16 protein-coding genes are annotated in these 15,850 nt (G+C 64.6%); 2 read left to right on the top strand and 14 right to left on the bottom strand.

Annotated features, from left to right (window positions below):
* On the bottom strand, positions 1-268 hold a 268-nt coding region (locus FYB76_RS11430), incomplete at its 3' end, for a LysR family transcriptional regulator (RefSeq protein ID WP_154133709.1).
* 156 nt (positions 269-424) lie between these two features.
* Between FYB76_RS11430 and argC the strand changes: the two genes are divergently transcribed.
* Together argC and FYB76_RS11420 are read left to right on the top strand one after the other, a co-directional pair.
* Complete coding sequence (argC, locus tag FYB76_RS11425) at positions 425-1,357, top strand: N-acetyl-gamma-glutamyl-phosphate reductase (RefSeq protein WP_370516340.1); 933 nt, start codon at positions 425-427, stop codon at positions 1,355-1,357.
* Positions 1,358-1,586: 229 nt separating this feature from the next.
* A complete protein-coding gene (locus tag FYB76_RS11420) occupies positions 1,587-1,814 on the top strand; it encodes a hypothetical protein (RefSeq protein WP_154133708.1) in 228 nt (75 codons plus the stop codon).
* An 82-nt stretch (positions 1,815-1,896) separates the two neighbouring features.
* On the opposite strand, the gene FYB76_RS11415 is transcribed toward FYB76_RS11420, so the two are convergent.
* From FYB76_RS11415 to FYB76_RS11355, 13 genes are all read right to left on the bottom strand, one after another.
* A complete protein-coding gene (locus FYB76_RS11415) occupies positions 1,897-2,922 on the bottom strand; it encodes a TRAP transporter substrate-binding protein (protein WP_154133707.1) in 1,026 nt (341 codons plus the stop codon).
* Between the two features lie 52 nt (positions 2,923-2,974).
* Entirely contained in the window at positions 2,975-4,099 is a 1,125-nt protein-coding gene (locus FYB76_RS11410) for a zinc-dependent alcohol dehydrogenase family protein (protein WP_154133706.1), read from the bottom strand.
* A 29-nt stretch (positions 4,100-4,128) separates the two neighbouring features.
* Entirely contained in the window at positions 4,129-4,899 is a 771-nt protein-coding gene (locus tag FYB76_RS11405) for an SDR family oxidoreductase (RefSeq protein ID WP_154133705.1), read from the bottom strand.
* Between the two features lie 10 nt (positions 4,900-4,909).
* Complete coding sequence (locus FYB76_RS11400) at positions 4,910-6,352, bottom strand: aldehyde dehydrogenase family protein (RefSeq protein ID WP_154133704.1); 1,443 nt, start codon at positions 6,350-6,352, stop codon at positions 4,910-4,912.
* A gap of 66 nt (positions 6,353-6,418) precedes the next feature.
* Positions 6,419-7,096, bottom strand: a complete 678-nt coding sequence (locus tag FYB76_RS11395; protein ID WP_088753468.1) for an ABC transporter ATP-binding protein — start codon at positions 7,094-7,096, stop codon at positions 6,419-6,421.
* A 1-nt stretch (position 7,097) separates the two neighbouring features.
* Positions 7,098-7,838, bottom strand: a complete 741-nt coding sequence (locus tag FYB76_RS11390; RefSeq protein WP_154133703.1) for an ABC transporter ATP-binding protein — start codon at positions 7,836-7,838, stop codon at positions 7,098-7,100.
* Positions 7,835-8,824 (bottom strand): branched-chain amino acid ABC transporter permease, encoded by a 990-nt coding sequence (locus tag FYB76_RS11385; RefSeq protein ID WP_154133702.1) that lies wholly within the window; start codon positions 8,822-8,824, stop codon positions 7,835-7,837. Before FYB76_RS11385 ends, FYB76_RS11390 begins: the two co-directional genes overlap by 4 nt.
* The gene (locus FYB76_RS11380) at positions 8,824-9,729 is read right to left on the bottom strand and encodes a branched-chain amino acid ABC transporter permease (RefSeq protein ID WP_154133701.1); all 906 of its coding nucleotides are present in this window, start codon (positions 9,727-9,729) and stop codon (positions 8,824-8,826) included. The genes FYB76_RS11385 and FYB76_RS11380 overlap by 1 nt, the downstream gene beginning before the upstream one ends.
* A 19-nt stretch (positions 9,730-9,748) precedes the next feature.
* Complete coding sequence (locus tag FYB76_RS11375) at positions 9,749-11,059, bottom strand: ABC transporter substrate-binding protein (protein ID WP_154133700.1); 1,311 nt, start codon at positions 11,057-11,059, stop codon at positions 9,749-9,751.
* A gap of 99 nt (positions 11,060-11,158) precedes the next feature.
* Positions 11,159-11,998, bottom strand: coding sequence for a CoA ester lyase (locus FYB76_RS11370; RefSeq protein ID WP_154133699.1), 840 nt, complete (start codon positions 11,996-11,998; stop codon positions 11,159-11,161).
* Entirely contained in the window at positions 11,998-13,188 is a 1,191-nt protein-coding gene (locus FYB76_RS11365) for a CaiB/BaiF CoA-transferase family protein (RefSeq protein WP_154133698.1), read from the bottom strand. The genes FYB76_RS11370 and FYB76_RS11365 overlap by 1 nt, the downstream gene beginning before the upstream one ends.
* Positions 13,189-13,242: 54 nt before the next feature.
* A complete protein-coding gene (locus tag FYB76_RS11360) occupies positions 13,243-14,646 on the bottom strand; it encodes an MmgE/PrpD family protein (RefSeq protein ID WP_229296950.1) in 1,404 nt (467 codons plus the stop codon).
* An 8-nt stretch (positions 14,647-14,654) separates the two neighbouring features.
* Positions 14,655-15,821 (bottom strand): acyl-CoA dehydrogenase family protein, encoded by a 1,167-nt coding sequence (locus FYB76_RS11355; RefSeq protein WP_088753461.1) that lies wholly within the window; start codon positions 15,819-15,821, stop codon positions 14,655-14,657.
* Positions 15,822-15,850: the final 29 nt, after the last annotated feature.

Here is a 15,850-nt window from a genome sequence, read left to right as displayed (position 1 = left end):
GCACCTGCCGCCCCACTTCCTCCAACGCCTGGTCGGCCGCTGCCAGCAGCTGTCGGGCGCGTGCAACCAGGGTGGCGCCGATGCCCGAAGGCCGCACCTGGCTGCGTTGGCGCAGCAGCAGCGGTGCGCCGATGCGCTCTTCCAGCTCGCTGATGTGCAGGCTGACGGTGGGTGGCGCCAGGTGCAGCTCGCGCGCAGCAGCGGCAAAGGAACCGAGGTCGGCGATGGCGACCAGGGTACGCAGGCGGTCCAGGCTCAGTTCACGCATGGCAGGGCTCCTTCGGAAAAAATCGACATTCAGGAAAACTGAACGATCTCTTTGTGATATTCAACTTTTCCAATTATACGTTTGCCTTCACCATGCAGGTCTTCGGCAAGCGCCGGCCGTTTTTCCTCGGCGCCCTTTCCTGCACTGGAGCAACCCGTGAGCACACTTCCCCTGATCTTCATCGATGGCGACCAAGGCACCACCGGCCTGCAGATCCACGAACGCCTGCGCGGTCGCGACGACCTGCGCGTGCTGACCCTGCCGGCCGCCGAGCGCAAGGATGCACGCCGCCGCGCCGAGGCCATCAACAGCGCCGATATCGCCCTGCTGTGTTTGCCGGACGCCGCCGCGCGCGAAGCCACCACCCTCATCGAGAATCCCAAGGTCCGCGTGATCGACGCCAGCTCGGCCCATCGCACCAGCCCTGGCTGGGTCTATGGCTTCCCCGAACTGTCGGCAGAACAGCCGCAGGCAATCGCCCAGGCACAGCGCGTGACCAATCCAGGCTGCTACCCGACGGGTGCCATTGCCCTGCTTCGTCCGCTGGTCCAGGCCGGCCTGGTACCGGCTGATTACCCGCTGGCCATTCATGCGGTCTCCGGTTATTCCGGCGGCGGACGCGCCCAGGTCGAGCAGTACGAGGGTCCCGAGGCCGCGCAAGCCGCACCTTTCGTGCTCTACGGACTGGGCCTGGCGCACAAGCACCCGCCCGAGATGCAGTTGCACGCCGGCCTGTCGCAGCGCCCGGTCTTCGTGCCCAGCTATGGCGCCTTCCGCCAGGGCATCGTGCTGTCCATCGCCTTGCAGACGCGCCTGCTGCCGCAACACGCCACGCTGGAGACGCTGCGCGCCGCGCTGCAAGCGCATTACGCCGGGGCGCGTTACGTCACGGTGCTGGATGCGCAGCAAAGCGCGACCACGGCCCAACTCGACCCGACCCGCCACAATGACAGCAATGACATGACGCTGGGCGTCTTCGGCAATCCGGAACACGGCCACATCCTGCTGTGCGCCGTCTTCGACAACCTGGGCAAGGGTGCCTCCGGCGCCGCCGTGCAGAACCTGGACCTCATGCTGGGCGCGCACTGACTCGCGTATTCGGAGCGAGCTCATCAGCACAGGTGCGCTGACACGCGGGCGACAGCCACAAGGCTGCGCCCGCCGTCAAGCCAGGCACTCGTAAATGGTGGTAAAGGACTGCGGCAACGCACGGCAGGAAACGGCAGGCTGTGGCATGATGGCACCTCGATTTGCCACCCAACCTGCAGGTGGCGGCCCTCCCCCCCAGCAGTGACCGCCGCCTCCGCTTCGAAGCAAGATGTCCACCACCTTAGGCGCTATCGCGTGCAAGTATCAAGACGCGACCATCAAACTGACTCCCGTATTGCGTACCGATGGCAAATGGACGGCGTTCGTCCATATCGACTTCCCGGATCGCACCACGCATGAGTTCGGCGATTTCAAGCCGGGCAATTCCAAGATGGAGGCCCTGCAGAATGCCGTTACGGCCGCCGAGCAATACGTCCGCGAGCGCAAGAAAAAGTAAGTTTTTCCGTCGCGCCACGGCCCCATGAAAAAACGGCCTGCATCGCTGCAGGCCGTGCTTGCGGCTTTTCCGGGCGGCGTACTCAGTTCATCTTCACCCCTGCCGCCTCGCTTTCCTTATAGATCGCATCGATCAGGTCCTGCCCTACGCGCGAGGCCATGCTCTTGTGCACGGGCAGCAGCGCGCGCCGCCATTCGGCTTTCTCGTCCTCGCTCAGGGTATAGACCTTGGTCTTGCCACTGGCCTTGATGGCGGCCAGGGCATCGTCGTTTTCCTTCTGGGCGATGGTATTGGCATAGACCGTCGCCTCCTTCATGGCCGCTTCCAGCTGCGTGCGCACGTCCGCTGGCAGCGCCTCCCAGAACTTCTTGTTCACGATCACCGCATAGCCGATGTAGCCATGGTCCGAGACGGTCAGGTTGGACTGCACCTCATGCATCTTCTGGGTATAGACGTTGGAGGGCGTGTTCTCGCTGCCGTCGACCACGCCGGTCTGCATGGCCTGGTACACCTCGGAAAACGCCAGCACCTGCGGATTGGCCTTGAGCGCGCGGAACTGCTCATCGAGCACCTTGGAGGACTGGATGCGCATCTTCAATGCACGGAAGTCGGAGACCTTGTGCAGCGGGCGGTTGGCCGTCATCACCTTCATGCCGTTATCCCAGTAGGCCAGGCCCTTGATGCCACGGCTCTCCAGCTTCTGGAACAGGCCCTGCCCGACCGGTCCTTCGGTCACCCGTTTCAACACCGTCTTGTTGGGGAAGATGTAGGGCAGGTCGAAGACCTCGAACTCCTTGGCTCCCAGCGGCCCGAACTTGGCCAGCGAAGGCGCGAGCATCTGTACCGAACCCAGTTGCAGGGCTTCCAGCTCTTCCTTGTCCTTGTAGAGCGTGCTGTTGGGATAGACCTCGACCTTGACGCGGCCATTGGTCGCCTTCTCGGCCAGTTCCTTGAAGCGCTCGGCGCCCTTGCCCTTGGGCGTGTCATTGGCCACCACGTGGCTGAACTTGATGACGATGCTCTGCTGGGCCAGCGCTGGCGTGGCCGACAGGCCCAGTGTGGCGAAGGCGCAGGCGGTCAGTGCCGCCCGCATTGTGATGATGGTCATGGATGTCTCCTCCGGGGGTGAAGCCGCAAGCCGATGACCTCGGCTTGCGGCGTTAGAACACAATGAGGTCGCGCAGGCCCTCCCCGCTGTGCAGGCGGTCGAAGCCGCGATTGATGTCGGCCAGCGCCAGGCGCTCGCCCATGAGCTTGTCCACCGGCAGCTTGCCGGCCTGGTACAGGCCGATGTAGCGCGGAATGTCGCGCACCGGCACGCAGGAGCCGATGTAGCTGCCCTTGACGGTGCGTTCCTCGGCCACCAGGCTGACCTGCTGCAGGGCCCAGTTCTGGTTCGGCGCCGGCAGGCCGGCAGTAACCGTCATGCCGCCGCGCCGGGTCATGCGATAGGCAGCCTCCATGGCCTGCACCGACCCGGCCATCTCGAAGGCGTAATCCACGCCACCCTTGGTGAGCGCCTTGACCTTCTCCACCGCATCCGGATCACGGGCATTGACGGTGGCCGTGGCGCCCAGTGCGCGCGCCACTTCCAGCTTGCTGTCATGGAGGTCCACCGCGATCACCTCGCGGGCACCGGAAGCCAGCGCACCCAGCATGGTGCACAGCCCCACGCCGCCCAGTCCCAGCACGGCGGCGGTGGTACCGGCCTTGACCTCGGCCGTATTGACCGCCGCGCCCACACCGGTGAGCACGGCGCAGCCGAAGAGGGCTGCCTGCACGGGATCGATGTCGGCTTCGATCTTCACGCAGGAGCGGCGCGACACCACGGCATGATCGGCAAAGGCCGACACCCCCATGTGATGGTGAACGTGCTGCGCCCGGTCGCGCAGGCGCCGCTGGCCGCTCAGCAATTGACCCACGGTATTGGTCGCCGCGCCAGGTTCGCACAGTGCCGGCCGTCCTTCCATGCAAGGCAGGCAGTGGCCGCAACTGGGCACGAAGACCAGTACTACCAGGTCCCCTGCGCGCAGGTCGGTCACGCCGCTGCCGACCTCGACCACTTCGGCTGAGGCTTCGTGGCCCAGCGCCATGGGCACCGGTCGCGGGCGCACGCCGGTGATGACCGAGAGGTCCGAGTGGCACAGGCCTGCAGCCTTCATCTTGACCAGCACTTCGCCGGGTCCGGGCGCATCGAGATCGAGTTCCTCGATCTTCAGTGGCTGGCTCACCGCGAACGGATGGGCCTCGGTCACTTCGCGCAGTACGGCGGCTTGGATTTTCATGGTGTCGTCTCCCTCCTGTTGGAAAACGCCTAGATTACACGACCGCCGTCGACCGGCACTTCCATCCCGGTCAGGAAGTGCGAGGCATCGGTGGCCAGGAACACCGCCACGTTGGCCACATCGGTCGCTTCGCACATGCGGCCCAGCGGAATGGTGGAGATGAAGCGGGCACGATTTTCCGGGGTATCCGGCATGCCCATGAATTGCTCCAGCAGCCCGGTGGCGCCCATGACCGGGCAAATGGCGTTGACGCGAATGCGGTCCGGGGCCAGTTCCACCGCCATCGACTTGGAGAGCATGTTGACTGCGCCCTTGGAGCTGTTGTACCAGGTCAGCCCCGGACGAGGCCGGATGCCGGCCACCGAACCCACATTGAGGATCACTCCGCCACGACCCGGCTCGCCCTGGTTGCGCTCACGCAAGAGCGGTACGACGGCATGGGTCATGTGGAAGATCGATTTGACGTTGATGGCGAAGACGCGATCGAAGGTCTGCTCATCCACCTGCAGCATGGGCTGGTTGCGATGGGTGGCACCGGCATTGTTGACCACGATGTCGGGAATGCCGAATCGCTCGACGCACAGGCGCACGGCGGCCTGGACGGCCGCCGCGCTGGTGACGTCACAGGTCGCTGCGGCGGCCTTGGGGCCGAGCTGCCCGGCCAGCGCCTGTGCGCCTTCGCCGTCGATATCGGCGATCAGGACGCTGGCACCCTCGCGCACGTAAGCGCGGGCGATTTCCGCGCCGAATCCGCCAGCCGCTCCGGTGACGATGGCGACCTTGCCTGCAAGTTGCGACATGCGATTCTCCTTACTTGAAATGATGGACGATGGTCTTGGTGGTGCTCATCTCTTCCAGCGCCAGCAAGCCCTTCTCGCGGCCATGGCCGCTCTTCTTGACGCCGCCGAAGGGCAGTTCCACGCCCCCGCCCGCCCCATAGCAATTGATGAAGACCTGCCCGGACAACACGCGCTGTGCCAGCCGCGCCTGGCGGCCGCCGTTCTCGGTCCAGATGCCCGCGGCCAGTCCGTATTCGGTAGCATTGGCCAAGGCAATCGCGTCGTCTTCGTCCGTGAATGACATGGCCGAGAGCACCGGACCGAACACTTCACGGCAGGCCAGCTTGTGATCGCGCGGTACGCGTCCGAACAAGGTGGGCCGCACGAAATAGCCGTCCCCGGGAATGCCCTCCCCCAGCGCTCCCTGGGCCAGTACCGGCACGCCGGATGCGATGGCCTCATCGATGAAGCCCTGTACCCGGTCGCGCTGCTTGCGATTGACGATGGGGCCGCAATCCAGGTCCATCTCGGGCGTACCGACCCGCACCTGCGCAAAACGCTCGGCCACGCGCGCCACGAAGCGGTCGTAAATGTTTTCCTGGACCAGCAGGCGGCTGCCTGCCGAGCAGGTCTGGCCGGCATTCTGGGTGATGGCCTTGACGATGACCGGCACGGCCTTGTCCAGGTCGACGTCATCGAAGACGATCTGCGGCGATTTGCCGCCCAGTTCGAGCACGCAGGGAATGTGATTCCTGGCCGTGGCTTCCTGCACCATCACGCCCACTTCCGGCGAGCCGGTGAAGGTGGCGAAGTCGATGCCGGGATGCGCGGTCAACGCAGCGCCGGCCTCATGGCCATAGCCCGTGACCAGGTTCAGCGCACCGGGCGGAAAGCCCGCCTCCATCGCCAGTTCAGCCAGCTTGATGCCGGACAGGCAGGCATCTTCCGAGGGCTTGAGCACGGTGGCATTGCCCATCGCCAATGCCGGCGCCAGTGAGCGTCCGAACATCTGCGCCGGATAGTTCCAGGGAATGATGTGTGCCGTCACGCCATGCGGTACGCGCACCAGGCTGACGTTGTAGCCGTCAAGGTAGGGAATGGTCTCGCCGTGGATCTTGTCGGCGGCACTGCCGTAGAACTCGAAGTAGCGCGCCACCACCTTGACATCATTGCGTGCCACGGTGATGGGCTTGCCGGTATCACGCGCTTCCAGCTGTGCGATCTCCTCGGCATGCGCAAGGATCAGCTCACCCAGGCGCATCAGCAGGCGTCCCCGCTCGGTGGCCGTCAGGCGGCTCCAGGGGCCGGAGAGCGCGCTTCTTGCAGCCGCAACCGCCAGGTCGATATCGGCCTTGCCGCCGCGTGAGATCTGGTTGAATACCTTGGCATGACTGGGATCGATCACATCGATGACCTGACCATCTTGAGCCGCATGCCAGCGGCCATCGATCAACAGGGTCTTGGGGGAACTCATGGCGTCTTCCTCAAATGGGTGGGCAGGCCGTGACCGGCATCCGGCCTGCGTTGCAGAAAAAATTCTTCAATGCGCCAGGGCCTGTTCGCCATTGGCAGCCAGTTCGCCGCGTTCGAGCATCAGGGTGGCATCAGGCAGGTCGCGCAACAGGCTGCGATTGGACTCGGTCACCACCACGCAGACCTGGCTGTCAATCTCGCGCAGGCGGCGCAGCGATTCACCGTATTGCGTCGCCAGTACCGGCGCCAGCCCCTGGAAAGGTTCATCCAGCAGCACCAGGCGGGTACCGGCCATGAGCGCGCGCCCCAGCGCAGCGATTTTGCCCTGCCCGCCGGAGAGCGCCGCGCCCGAACGCGGCAACATCTCCTTGAGCTGCGGCACCACTTCCACCGCCTTCTGCAGGCGGCGGTCGATCTCGGGCCGGGACAGCCCCAGCACATCGCAGGGCAGGCGCAGGTTTTCTTCCACGCTCAGGGTCGGGAACATCACCCGGTCTTCCGGTGCATAGCCGATGCCCAGCGCCGCCCGGCCATGGGCGGGAACGCTGGCCAGGTCTTGTCCGGCGAAGTGAATGCTGCCTTCCTGCAAGGGCAACAAGCCCATGATGGCGCGCAGCAAGGTGGTCTTGCCAGCGCCGTTGCGGCCGACCACGGCCAGCAGCGCGCCGGCCTCGAAGTCGGTCTCGATCCGGCGCAGCACGGTGATGCCGGCAATGCGTGCGCTGATGCGATTGATCTTCAGCATCTCATTCCCCTATGACGTTGCGACGGATCTCGGGATTGCCCAGCACCTCGGCCGGCTGGCCATCGGCGGCGATGCGTCCGGCGATCCAGGCGGCCACGCGAGTGGCATAGCGGGTCACGATATCCACATCGTGCTCCACGAAGATGGAGGTGATCTTCTGCTCGTCCAGCACGCGCATGATGATGGCCATGAGCCCGTGCTTCTCTTCGGTGGAGACACCGCTGGTGGGTTCATCCATGATCAGCAGCTTGGGTTGCAGCACCAGGGCCATGGCGATATCGAGCAGCTTGCGCTGGCCTTCGGGCAGCAATGCGCAAAGGTCATCGGCACGCTCGCGCAGGCCGACCAGTTCCAGGATGCGGTCGATCTCGCCATCCGGCAGTACCCGCGCCAGCGGGGTCCACAGCCGCAAGAGGCCACTGCGGCCGGCGGCCGCCAGGCGGATGCAATCGCGCACCGTGTGTTCCAGGAACAGCTGCGGCAACTGGAAGGACCGCCCTATGCCACGCTGGACGATGGCACGCGGCGCCATCCGGGTGATGTCGCGACCATCGAAGTGGACGCTGCCACCGGTGGGCCGGATGAAGCCGGTGCAGATGTTGATGAAGGTGGTCTTGCCGGCACCGTTCTGCCCGATCACGGCCAGGCGCTCGCCCTGCTGCAATTCGAAGTCGATGCTGTCGGCCACCACCACTCCGCCGAAGGCCAGCTGCAGGCCACGGGTCTGCAATAACGCGCTCATGGACGCAGCTCCTTGATGACGGCGGGGCTGGCATCAGCCTTGTCCGCGGACACAGGCACCGGCCTGGCCTTGCGGAACAACAGGCCCGACAGCCCGCCGGGAATGAAGAACACCAGCCCGATCAACACCAGCCCCAGCACCATCTGCCAGGCCCCGGTGAAGAGCGCAGCCGAATACAGCTTGACGAACTCGAACACCACCGCCCCCAGGAAGGCGCCAACCGGATGCCCCACGCCCCCGAGGATGGAGATGAAGACGATCTCCCCCGAGCGCACCCAATAGCCCATCTCGGGCGTGACCAGGCCCTGCATCAGCGCAAACATCGCTCCGGACAATCCGCACAATGCCGCCGAGAACACATAGCCGATCCACAGTGCCCGGTTGGCCGAGAGGCCGATGTATTCGAGCCGGGTCTCATTGGTCTTGACGGCCGCCAGGGCCTGCCCCGCAATGGACTGCTGATAGCGCTGCACCAGCAGGGCCACGATGACCGACAGCAGCACCGAGACGATCAGCAGGCCCGTTTCGAATCCATCGCGATCCAGCTGCAGGCCGAAGAAGGTCGAGCGTGCCAGGCGGATACCGTCAGTACCGCCGGTCCAGTTGTAGAACTTGCCAAGGATGGAAAACAGCACCATCGACAACGCCAGGTTGAGCATGCCGAAAAAGATCGCACGGTAACGCACCACGAACAGCCCGATCAGCATGCCCATCAAAGCACCACAGAGCGTGCCGGCCAGCAGCAGCACGGCACTGTCAAGCTGCGGTACGGCACGGGCCAGGAAAGCCGCCACGTAGCCGGCCGCACACGAATACATGGCATGACCGAAGGACAGCTGGCCGGCCCGGATCAAAATCGATACCCCCAGTGCCGCCACCCCGAAGCTGGCCGCGATCACCACCGGCGTCTTCAGCCACGGCAAGGCCAGTGGTGCGGCCAGGGCCAGCAGCGCCAGCATCAAACCGGCAAGATTGGCTCGCGTCATCACACCCTCCTCGCCTGGGCCACGGAGAACAGTCCTTGCGGACGAAACAGCAGCACCAGCACCATGATCAGGTAAGGCACCAGCACCTCCAGTTCAGGTTGCAGGTACACCGAGAACGAACGTGCCAGGCCGATCAGCAGTGCGGTCACCAGCGTGCCTTCGATCTGCCCCAGCCCGGCGGTGGCTACCACGGCGAAGGACAGCACGATCATTTCAGCCCCTACGCCCGGTACCAGCGAGGTGGTCGGTGAGGCCAGCGCACCGCCCAGCGCACCCAGCATGGAGCCGGCCACGAAGGTCAGCAGGCAGATGCGCTTGGCATCGATACCCATGGCCGTGGCCACCTCACGGTGATGCGCCACCGCCACGATCTGGCGCCCGGTACGGCTGGAGCGCAAGAACCAGCGCAGCCCCACGAACACCACCAGCGCCACGCCCGGCAAGACCATCAACTGGTAGCGCGTATAAGTGATGCCGAGGATCTCGGCCACCCCCAGGTAGCTGACGATGTCCGAGACGAAGTAAGGCTGGGCGCCCCAGATCATGCGCTGCAGGTCCTCAAAGATCATGAAGGCGGCGAAGGTCACCAGCAGTTGCAGGATCTGCTCCTTCTCGTAGAGCCGGCGCAGCAGCAGCACTTCCATGACGCTGCCCAGCACAGCCCCGATCACCAGCGCCGCCAGCACCAGCCACAGGAAGGACCAGGCAGGCGAGAGGCCGCGTGCAGCCGCCCACAGTCCCAGGGTGGCGGCGAAGTAACCGCCGAAGGCATACAGGCTGCCATGCGCCATGTTGAGGATGCGCATGACGCCAAACACCAGCGTCATGCCCAGCGCCACCAGGAACAGCAGCGCAGCGTAGGAGATGCCGTCCAGCACCGCCAGCAGGAACAATTCCTGATTCATGATCGTCGCCCGTCCCGCTTCAGTTCACCGCAGGGAAGGTCTTGATGCGCGAGTCCTTCAGCAACTCGGGCTTGACCGTCTTGACCCAATCCACCGACTTCTGGCCGACTGGTGCAATGGCCATCTCGGCCGGATAGATTTCGATCTTGTCGAGGATGGGGAAGGGATAGCCCGCCACCTTTTTGGTCGTGCCCAGCAGCTGGTCTTCCAGGCCCTGGCCGTCCTCGCGGATGGTGACCTGGTCGGTCAGGCCACGGAAACTCAGGCCATGCATGGCTTCGGCCAGTTGCTCGGTACTCGGCCACTGTCCCTTGTTGGCCTTGATCGCCTTGTCGTAACCCGCCACCAGCCCGTCGAGCGCCTGGATCATGTGGTAGACCGAATAGATGGGGTAGGCACCGGTCCTGGCCTTGAACTTGTCAACGAAGCCCTTGAGCTTGGGATCATCCTTCAATACCGGATGCAGGAAATAGTGGTCGCCGCGGGCCCCGATGATGACGCCGTCCGGCAGGGTCGTGCCCAGGCGTTCCAGCGAGCTTTCCGCCAGCGGCAGCACGAACAGGGAAGACTTGATCAGTCCGCGCTGGGCCGACTGGCGCACGAAGGTATCGAGGTCGCCGCCCCAGGAGGTCGAGAGGATCACGTCGGGACGCAAGGCCTGCAGGCGGCTGATCTCGGTGGAGAAATCGGAGGCACCGAACTTGGGGAACAGCTCGGCCACCACCTTCACGTCCGGCTTGAGCACCTTCAGCGTCTGCGAGAACAACTCCCAGGAATCACGACCCCAGGCATAGTCCTGGTTGACCACGGCGATGGTCTTGAAATTGGGTTTCTGCCGCAGCAGATACAGGACGCTGGCCACCATCTCGGTAGTGGCGTTGGCTTGCGTACGGACCACGTACTTGTAGCGGCGATCCTCCAGCACCTTTTCGGTACCGCAATCCCACAGGATGTTGAGCACCTTCAAATCCTCCGCCACCGGGGCCAGGATGTTGCAGTTGCCGCTGGAGATGGAGCCCAGCATCACCTTGACCTTTTCTTCCTGCACCACGCGGCGGTATTCGGAGAGCATCTTGTCGCCGCCCACGCCCTCATCGATGAAAGTCGGCACCACCTTCACGCCATTGATGCCGCCCTTGGCGTTGAGGTCTTCCAGGTACAGTTCAGCCGCCTGCTTGGCCGGCACGCCGAATACCGAGGCGGGTCCCGAGGTGAAGGTAGTGATGCCCACCTTCAGTTCGGACGGCTTGGCCTGGGCCGCTGCGCCCTGGGCGAATGCCAGCGCCGATGCGGCGGCCAGCAGGGTGCTGATGATTTTCTTGTTGAACATGTCTCTCCTCCTGTTGATGGAACCTGCCGCGCCCCGCTGCGGCCTGTGGGTACTGCCTGTCCGGCTGCTGTGATTGTTGTTGTGCGGTTGCCCTGCCCTTCAATGCGGCAGGCGTCCGGCCTGATGCAGGAATTTCTCTGCCTGCAGGATCACCGGCTTGTCGATCATCTTGCCCTTGAGCGAAATGGCCCCCCCGTCGCTGGCGCGCACGGCCGCCATCACTTCCTCGGCCCATACCAGCTCCTGCTCGCTCGGCATGAAGCCGCGCCGCACTGCCTCGACCTGCCGCGGATGAATGCACAGCTTGGCGCCAAAGCCCATGCGCCGGGCCCGCTGCACCATGCGCGTGAGGAAGGCATCGTCATTGAAGTCGGTAGTCACGCCATCGATGGGCGGGGCGATACCGGCCAGGCGCGAAGCCATCACCATCTCGATACGGAAATGCATCAGCTCTTCTTCCTCCGGCCCGCATTGCATGCCCAGGTCGACCTGGGCATCGATGGAACCAAAGGCCAGCCGCTGCACGCCCGGCACGGCGGCGATCTCGCGCATGGCGGCCAGCCCGGCGGCGCTCTCGATGAGCGCGATCAGGCCGCGACCCGGCCCCAGGCGACGTGCGATGGCAGACAGCGTCTTGGGATCTTCCGCCTTCGGCAGGACGATCCCCGCCATCGATAGTGCAGAAAACGTCAACAGGTCGTCACCATGCCAGACGGTATCGGCAGCGTTGATACGCACCCACAGGCGCGGCTGCGGACCATTGCCGCGCAGCCAGCGCGCCAGGGTGGCGCGCGCCTCTTCCTTCTGCGGCAAGGCCACCGCATCTTCCAGGTCGACGATGACCGCATCGGCGCCGCTCTCCAGCGCCCGCTCGTAGCGCTCGGGACGATTGGCCGGGACGAACAGGTAACTGCTGGCCGTGGTGATGTGCGGTGCCATTACACGGCCCCCCGTTCGCGCAGTGCCGTAATGGCAGCCGCGTCATAGCCCAGTGTGGCGAGGATGGTGTCGGTATGCTCTCCCAGGGCGGGGATGGCTTGCATGCGGTAGTCGTAGCTGTCGTTGACGCCCGGTGGCAGCAGTGCGGCGACCTTGCCGACTGGCGTATCCACGTCAACCCAGCGTTCACGCGCAGCCAGTTGCGGGTGCTGCCACAGTTCCTGCATGGTGTTTACGCGTGCATTGGCGATCTGCGCCTGGTCCAGCCGCGCCACCACCTGCTCGGCACTCATGTCGGCGAACATGCCCAGGATCAGCTGGCGCAGCGCTTCCCGATGTTCATGACGGCGGGCATTGCTGGAGAAGCGCTCATCGCTGGCCAGGGTTGCATCCTGCAGCACCACTTCACAAAAGACTTTCCATTCCCGCTCGTTCTGCAAACCCAGCATCACGGTCTTGCCATCGCCCGCCACGAAAGGTCCATACGGATAGATGGTGGCGTGCTCGGCACCCGAGCGGCCGGGCGCACTGGCGCCCTGGTAGGCGTAATACAGCGGAAAACTCATCCACTCCGTCAATGCCTCCAGCATCGAGAGATCGATATGGCTGCCGCGTCCGTCGCGCCCGCGCTTGATGAGGGCAGCCAGGATATTGGAATACGCGTACATGCCGGCGGCGATGTCGGCAATCGAGCAGCCGGCCTTGACCACTTCATCCGGCGTACCGGTCACCGAAAGGAAACCGGCCTCGCTCTGGATCAGCAGGTCATAGGCCTTCTTGTCGCGATAGGGACCATCCTCGCCATAGCCGGAGATGTCGCAGACGATCAGGCCCGGGTGCTTCGCATGCAGCACCTTGGCCGACAGGCCCAGACCGGCGGCAGCGCCCGGCGCCAGGTTCTGCACCAGGACATCGGCCTCACCCAGGAGCCGGTCGATGATGCGCTTGCCCTCTTCGTCCTTGAGGTTGAGGGTCAGGCTCTCCTTGGAGCGGTTGGTCCAGACGAAGTGCGAAGACAGTCCGTTGACGCGCGTGTCATAGCCGCGCGCGAAGTCACCCACACCGGGTCGCTCGATCTTGATGACACGGGCACCGAGGTCGGCCAGCTGGCGCGTGCAGAACGGCGCGGCGATGGCGTGCTCCAGGCTGATGACGGTGATGCCCTCCAGCGGGCGGTTGGATTGCGACATGGCGTGTTCTCCTGGCGTTCGTTGCGCGTCGGGATGATGGAATGCGGTTGGGCTTCAGAACAGCTGCTGCAGGTCGCGCGTCTCATGCAGGCGCCAGGCGCGTGCGATGATCTCGCCGATCTCAGGCTCGCTGGCCGCCCGCGAAAAGCGGATCAGGCGTGCCGCCTTCTGCTCCAGCTCGGGCCGCGACAAGCTGTTGTCGGGATCGCCCTTGGGCACGTCGACGGCGGCCTCGAACTGGCGCCCATCGGTGGTCCGCACTTCCACCCGGCCCAGCCAGCGCGCCGGGTAGGCCTGGTCGACTTCGGCATCCAGGCGCATCTGCACCTTCTGGCGGAACTGCGCTACACGCGGGTCGCTCAAGGCCTGCTGTTCGAATTCTGCAAGACCGGCCTGCTGATGTACGGCGATCAGGCCCAGTACCGTGCCCATGGAAAACTTGGCCTGGTGTACCGTCTGCGGATCCACCACCGGCCCCAGTACATCGATGGCTCCCTGGTGCACGCGCGTGGTCACCGAGGCGACCTGGTCGTGCTGCAGTCCCTCACGCTGCATCAGCAATTGCAGGGCATCGGCGGCCGGATGGGTATGACGGCAGGAGGCGTGGAACTTGAAGGACGTTTCCGCCGTGGCCCAGCGGGTACCCAGGCCATCGGTGAGGCGGGCAGGATTGGCGTCGCTCGACATCCCGGCGGCCATGCCCTGCGCCCCCTCCAGGATGCGCTGCGCGCCGGTGAAGCCGTCCTTGGCCAGATAGGCCGCCAGCAATCCATCGGCCGCCGCCTTGCCGGTATGCAGCTGTTTGGAATCGGCCGCATCGCGCAGGAACTCCCACAAACCCGCCGCCTGCGTCCCCGCCGAGCCCATGGCATGCAGGAACTGCTGCGCATCGAAATCCATCAGCTTGCCCACCGCCACCGCGGCCGCCAGCGTGCCCACGGTGCCGGTGGTATGGAAGACCCGATAGTGCGAGCGCCCCATGAATTCCCCGATGCGGATACCGGCCTCATAGCCGGCCACCGCCGCCACCAGCAGGTCGGCCCCCGACTTGCCCAGCGCCTGCGCAGCGGCCAGCGCGGCCGGAAACACCACGGCCGCCGGGTGGAATACCGAGCTATTGTGAACGTCATCCTGCTCCACCACATGGGAGGCCGCGCCATTGACCAGCGCGGCAAAGTAAGGCGTGGTCCCGCGACGGCTGGTGAGGATGGTCGACGGCCCATGCTGCGGCCCCATCTGCGCCGCATAGCGTTCGATGATGCCGACCTGGCGCGCGGTCTTGCCGGCCAGCGCCGAGGCGAACCAGTCGAGGTAGAGATCTTCGGCGCGGGCAATCACCGCCGACGGAATATCCTCGTAGCGCAGCCCGGCCAGGAAGGCCGCCAGCAGGCGCGAGGGGTGGTCACCGGGGCTGACGTTTTCTGCACCATGGGTGGACATCATTGCACTGGCTTGCATGGCGGGCCTCAGAAGGAACGGGGCAGACCGAGGATATGCTCGGCCACGTAGGAAAAAATCAGGTTGGTCGAAATCGGTGCCACCTGGTACAGCCGCGTCTCGCGGAACTTGCGCTCGACGTCGTATTCGCAGGCAAAACCGAAACCGCCATGGGTCTGCAGGCAGACATTGGCCGCCTCCCATGAAGCCTTGGCCGCCAGGTACTTGGCCATGTTGGCCTGGGCCCCGCAGTTCCGGTGCGCATCGAAGAGCGCGCAAGCCTGGTAGCGCATGAGGTTGGCGGCTTCGATCTCGATGTAGGCATCGGCAATCGGGAACTGCACGCCCTGGTTCATGCCGATGGGTCGATCAAAGACCACGCGCTCGTTGGCATAGGCAGTCGCCTTGTCGATGAACCAGTAGCCGTCCCCGATGCACTCGGCGGCGATCAGGGTGCGCTCGGCGTTGAGGCCGTCGAGGATGTATTTGAAGCCGCGCCCCTCTTCGCCGATCAGGTTCTCGACCGGGATTTCCAGGTTGTCGAAGAACAGTTCATTGGTCTCGTGGTTGACCATGTTGAGGATGGGCCGCACCTCCAGGCCCCGGCCGATGGCGGCTTTCAGGTCCACCAGGAAGATCGACATGCCCTCGGACTTTTTCTTCACTTGATCCAGCGGCGTGGTCCTGGCGAGCAGGATCATCAGGTCCGAATGCTGGACCCGCGAGATCCAGACCTTCTGGCCATTGACCACGTAGCGATCCCCCTTCTTCACGGCCACCGTCTTGATACGTGTGGTGTCGGTACCCGTGGTGGGCTCGGTCACGCCCATCGACTGCAGGCGCAGTTCGCCGCTGGCGATCTTGGGCAGGTACTGCTGTTTCTGCCGTTCCGAGCCATGGCGCAGCAGCGTACCCATGTTGTACATCTGGCCGTGGCAGGCACCGGAATTGCCGCCGGTACGATTGATCTCTTCCATGATGACCGACGCCTCGGTCAAGCCCAGTCCCGAGCCGCCATACTCCTGTGGGATCAAGGCCGCCATCCAGCCGGCCTTGGTGAGGGCATCGACGAACTGCTCGGGATAGCCACGTGCTTCGTCCACCTTGCGCCAGTACTCCGCAGGGAAGGTCTGGCACAGGTCGCGTACGGCGTCACGCAGGTCGGTATGGGTATCGGGATCGGCTTGAAACGGCATGAGGGGGCTCCGGCTATCAATTCTCTAAA

It is taken from the genome of Herbaspirillum sp. CAH-3 (genome assembly GCF_009668275.1).
Classification (GTDB): domain Bacteria; phylum Pseudomonadota; class Gammaproteobacteria; order Burkholderiales; family Burkholderiaceae_D; genus Herbaspirillum; species Herbaspirillum aquaticum.
Note: the sequence above shows the minus strand (reverse complement) of the source record. Positions and strands in the feature narration are given on the sequence as shown.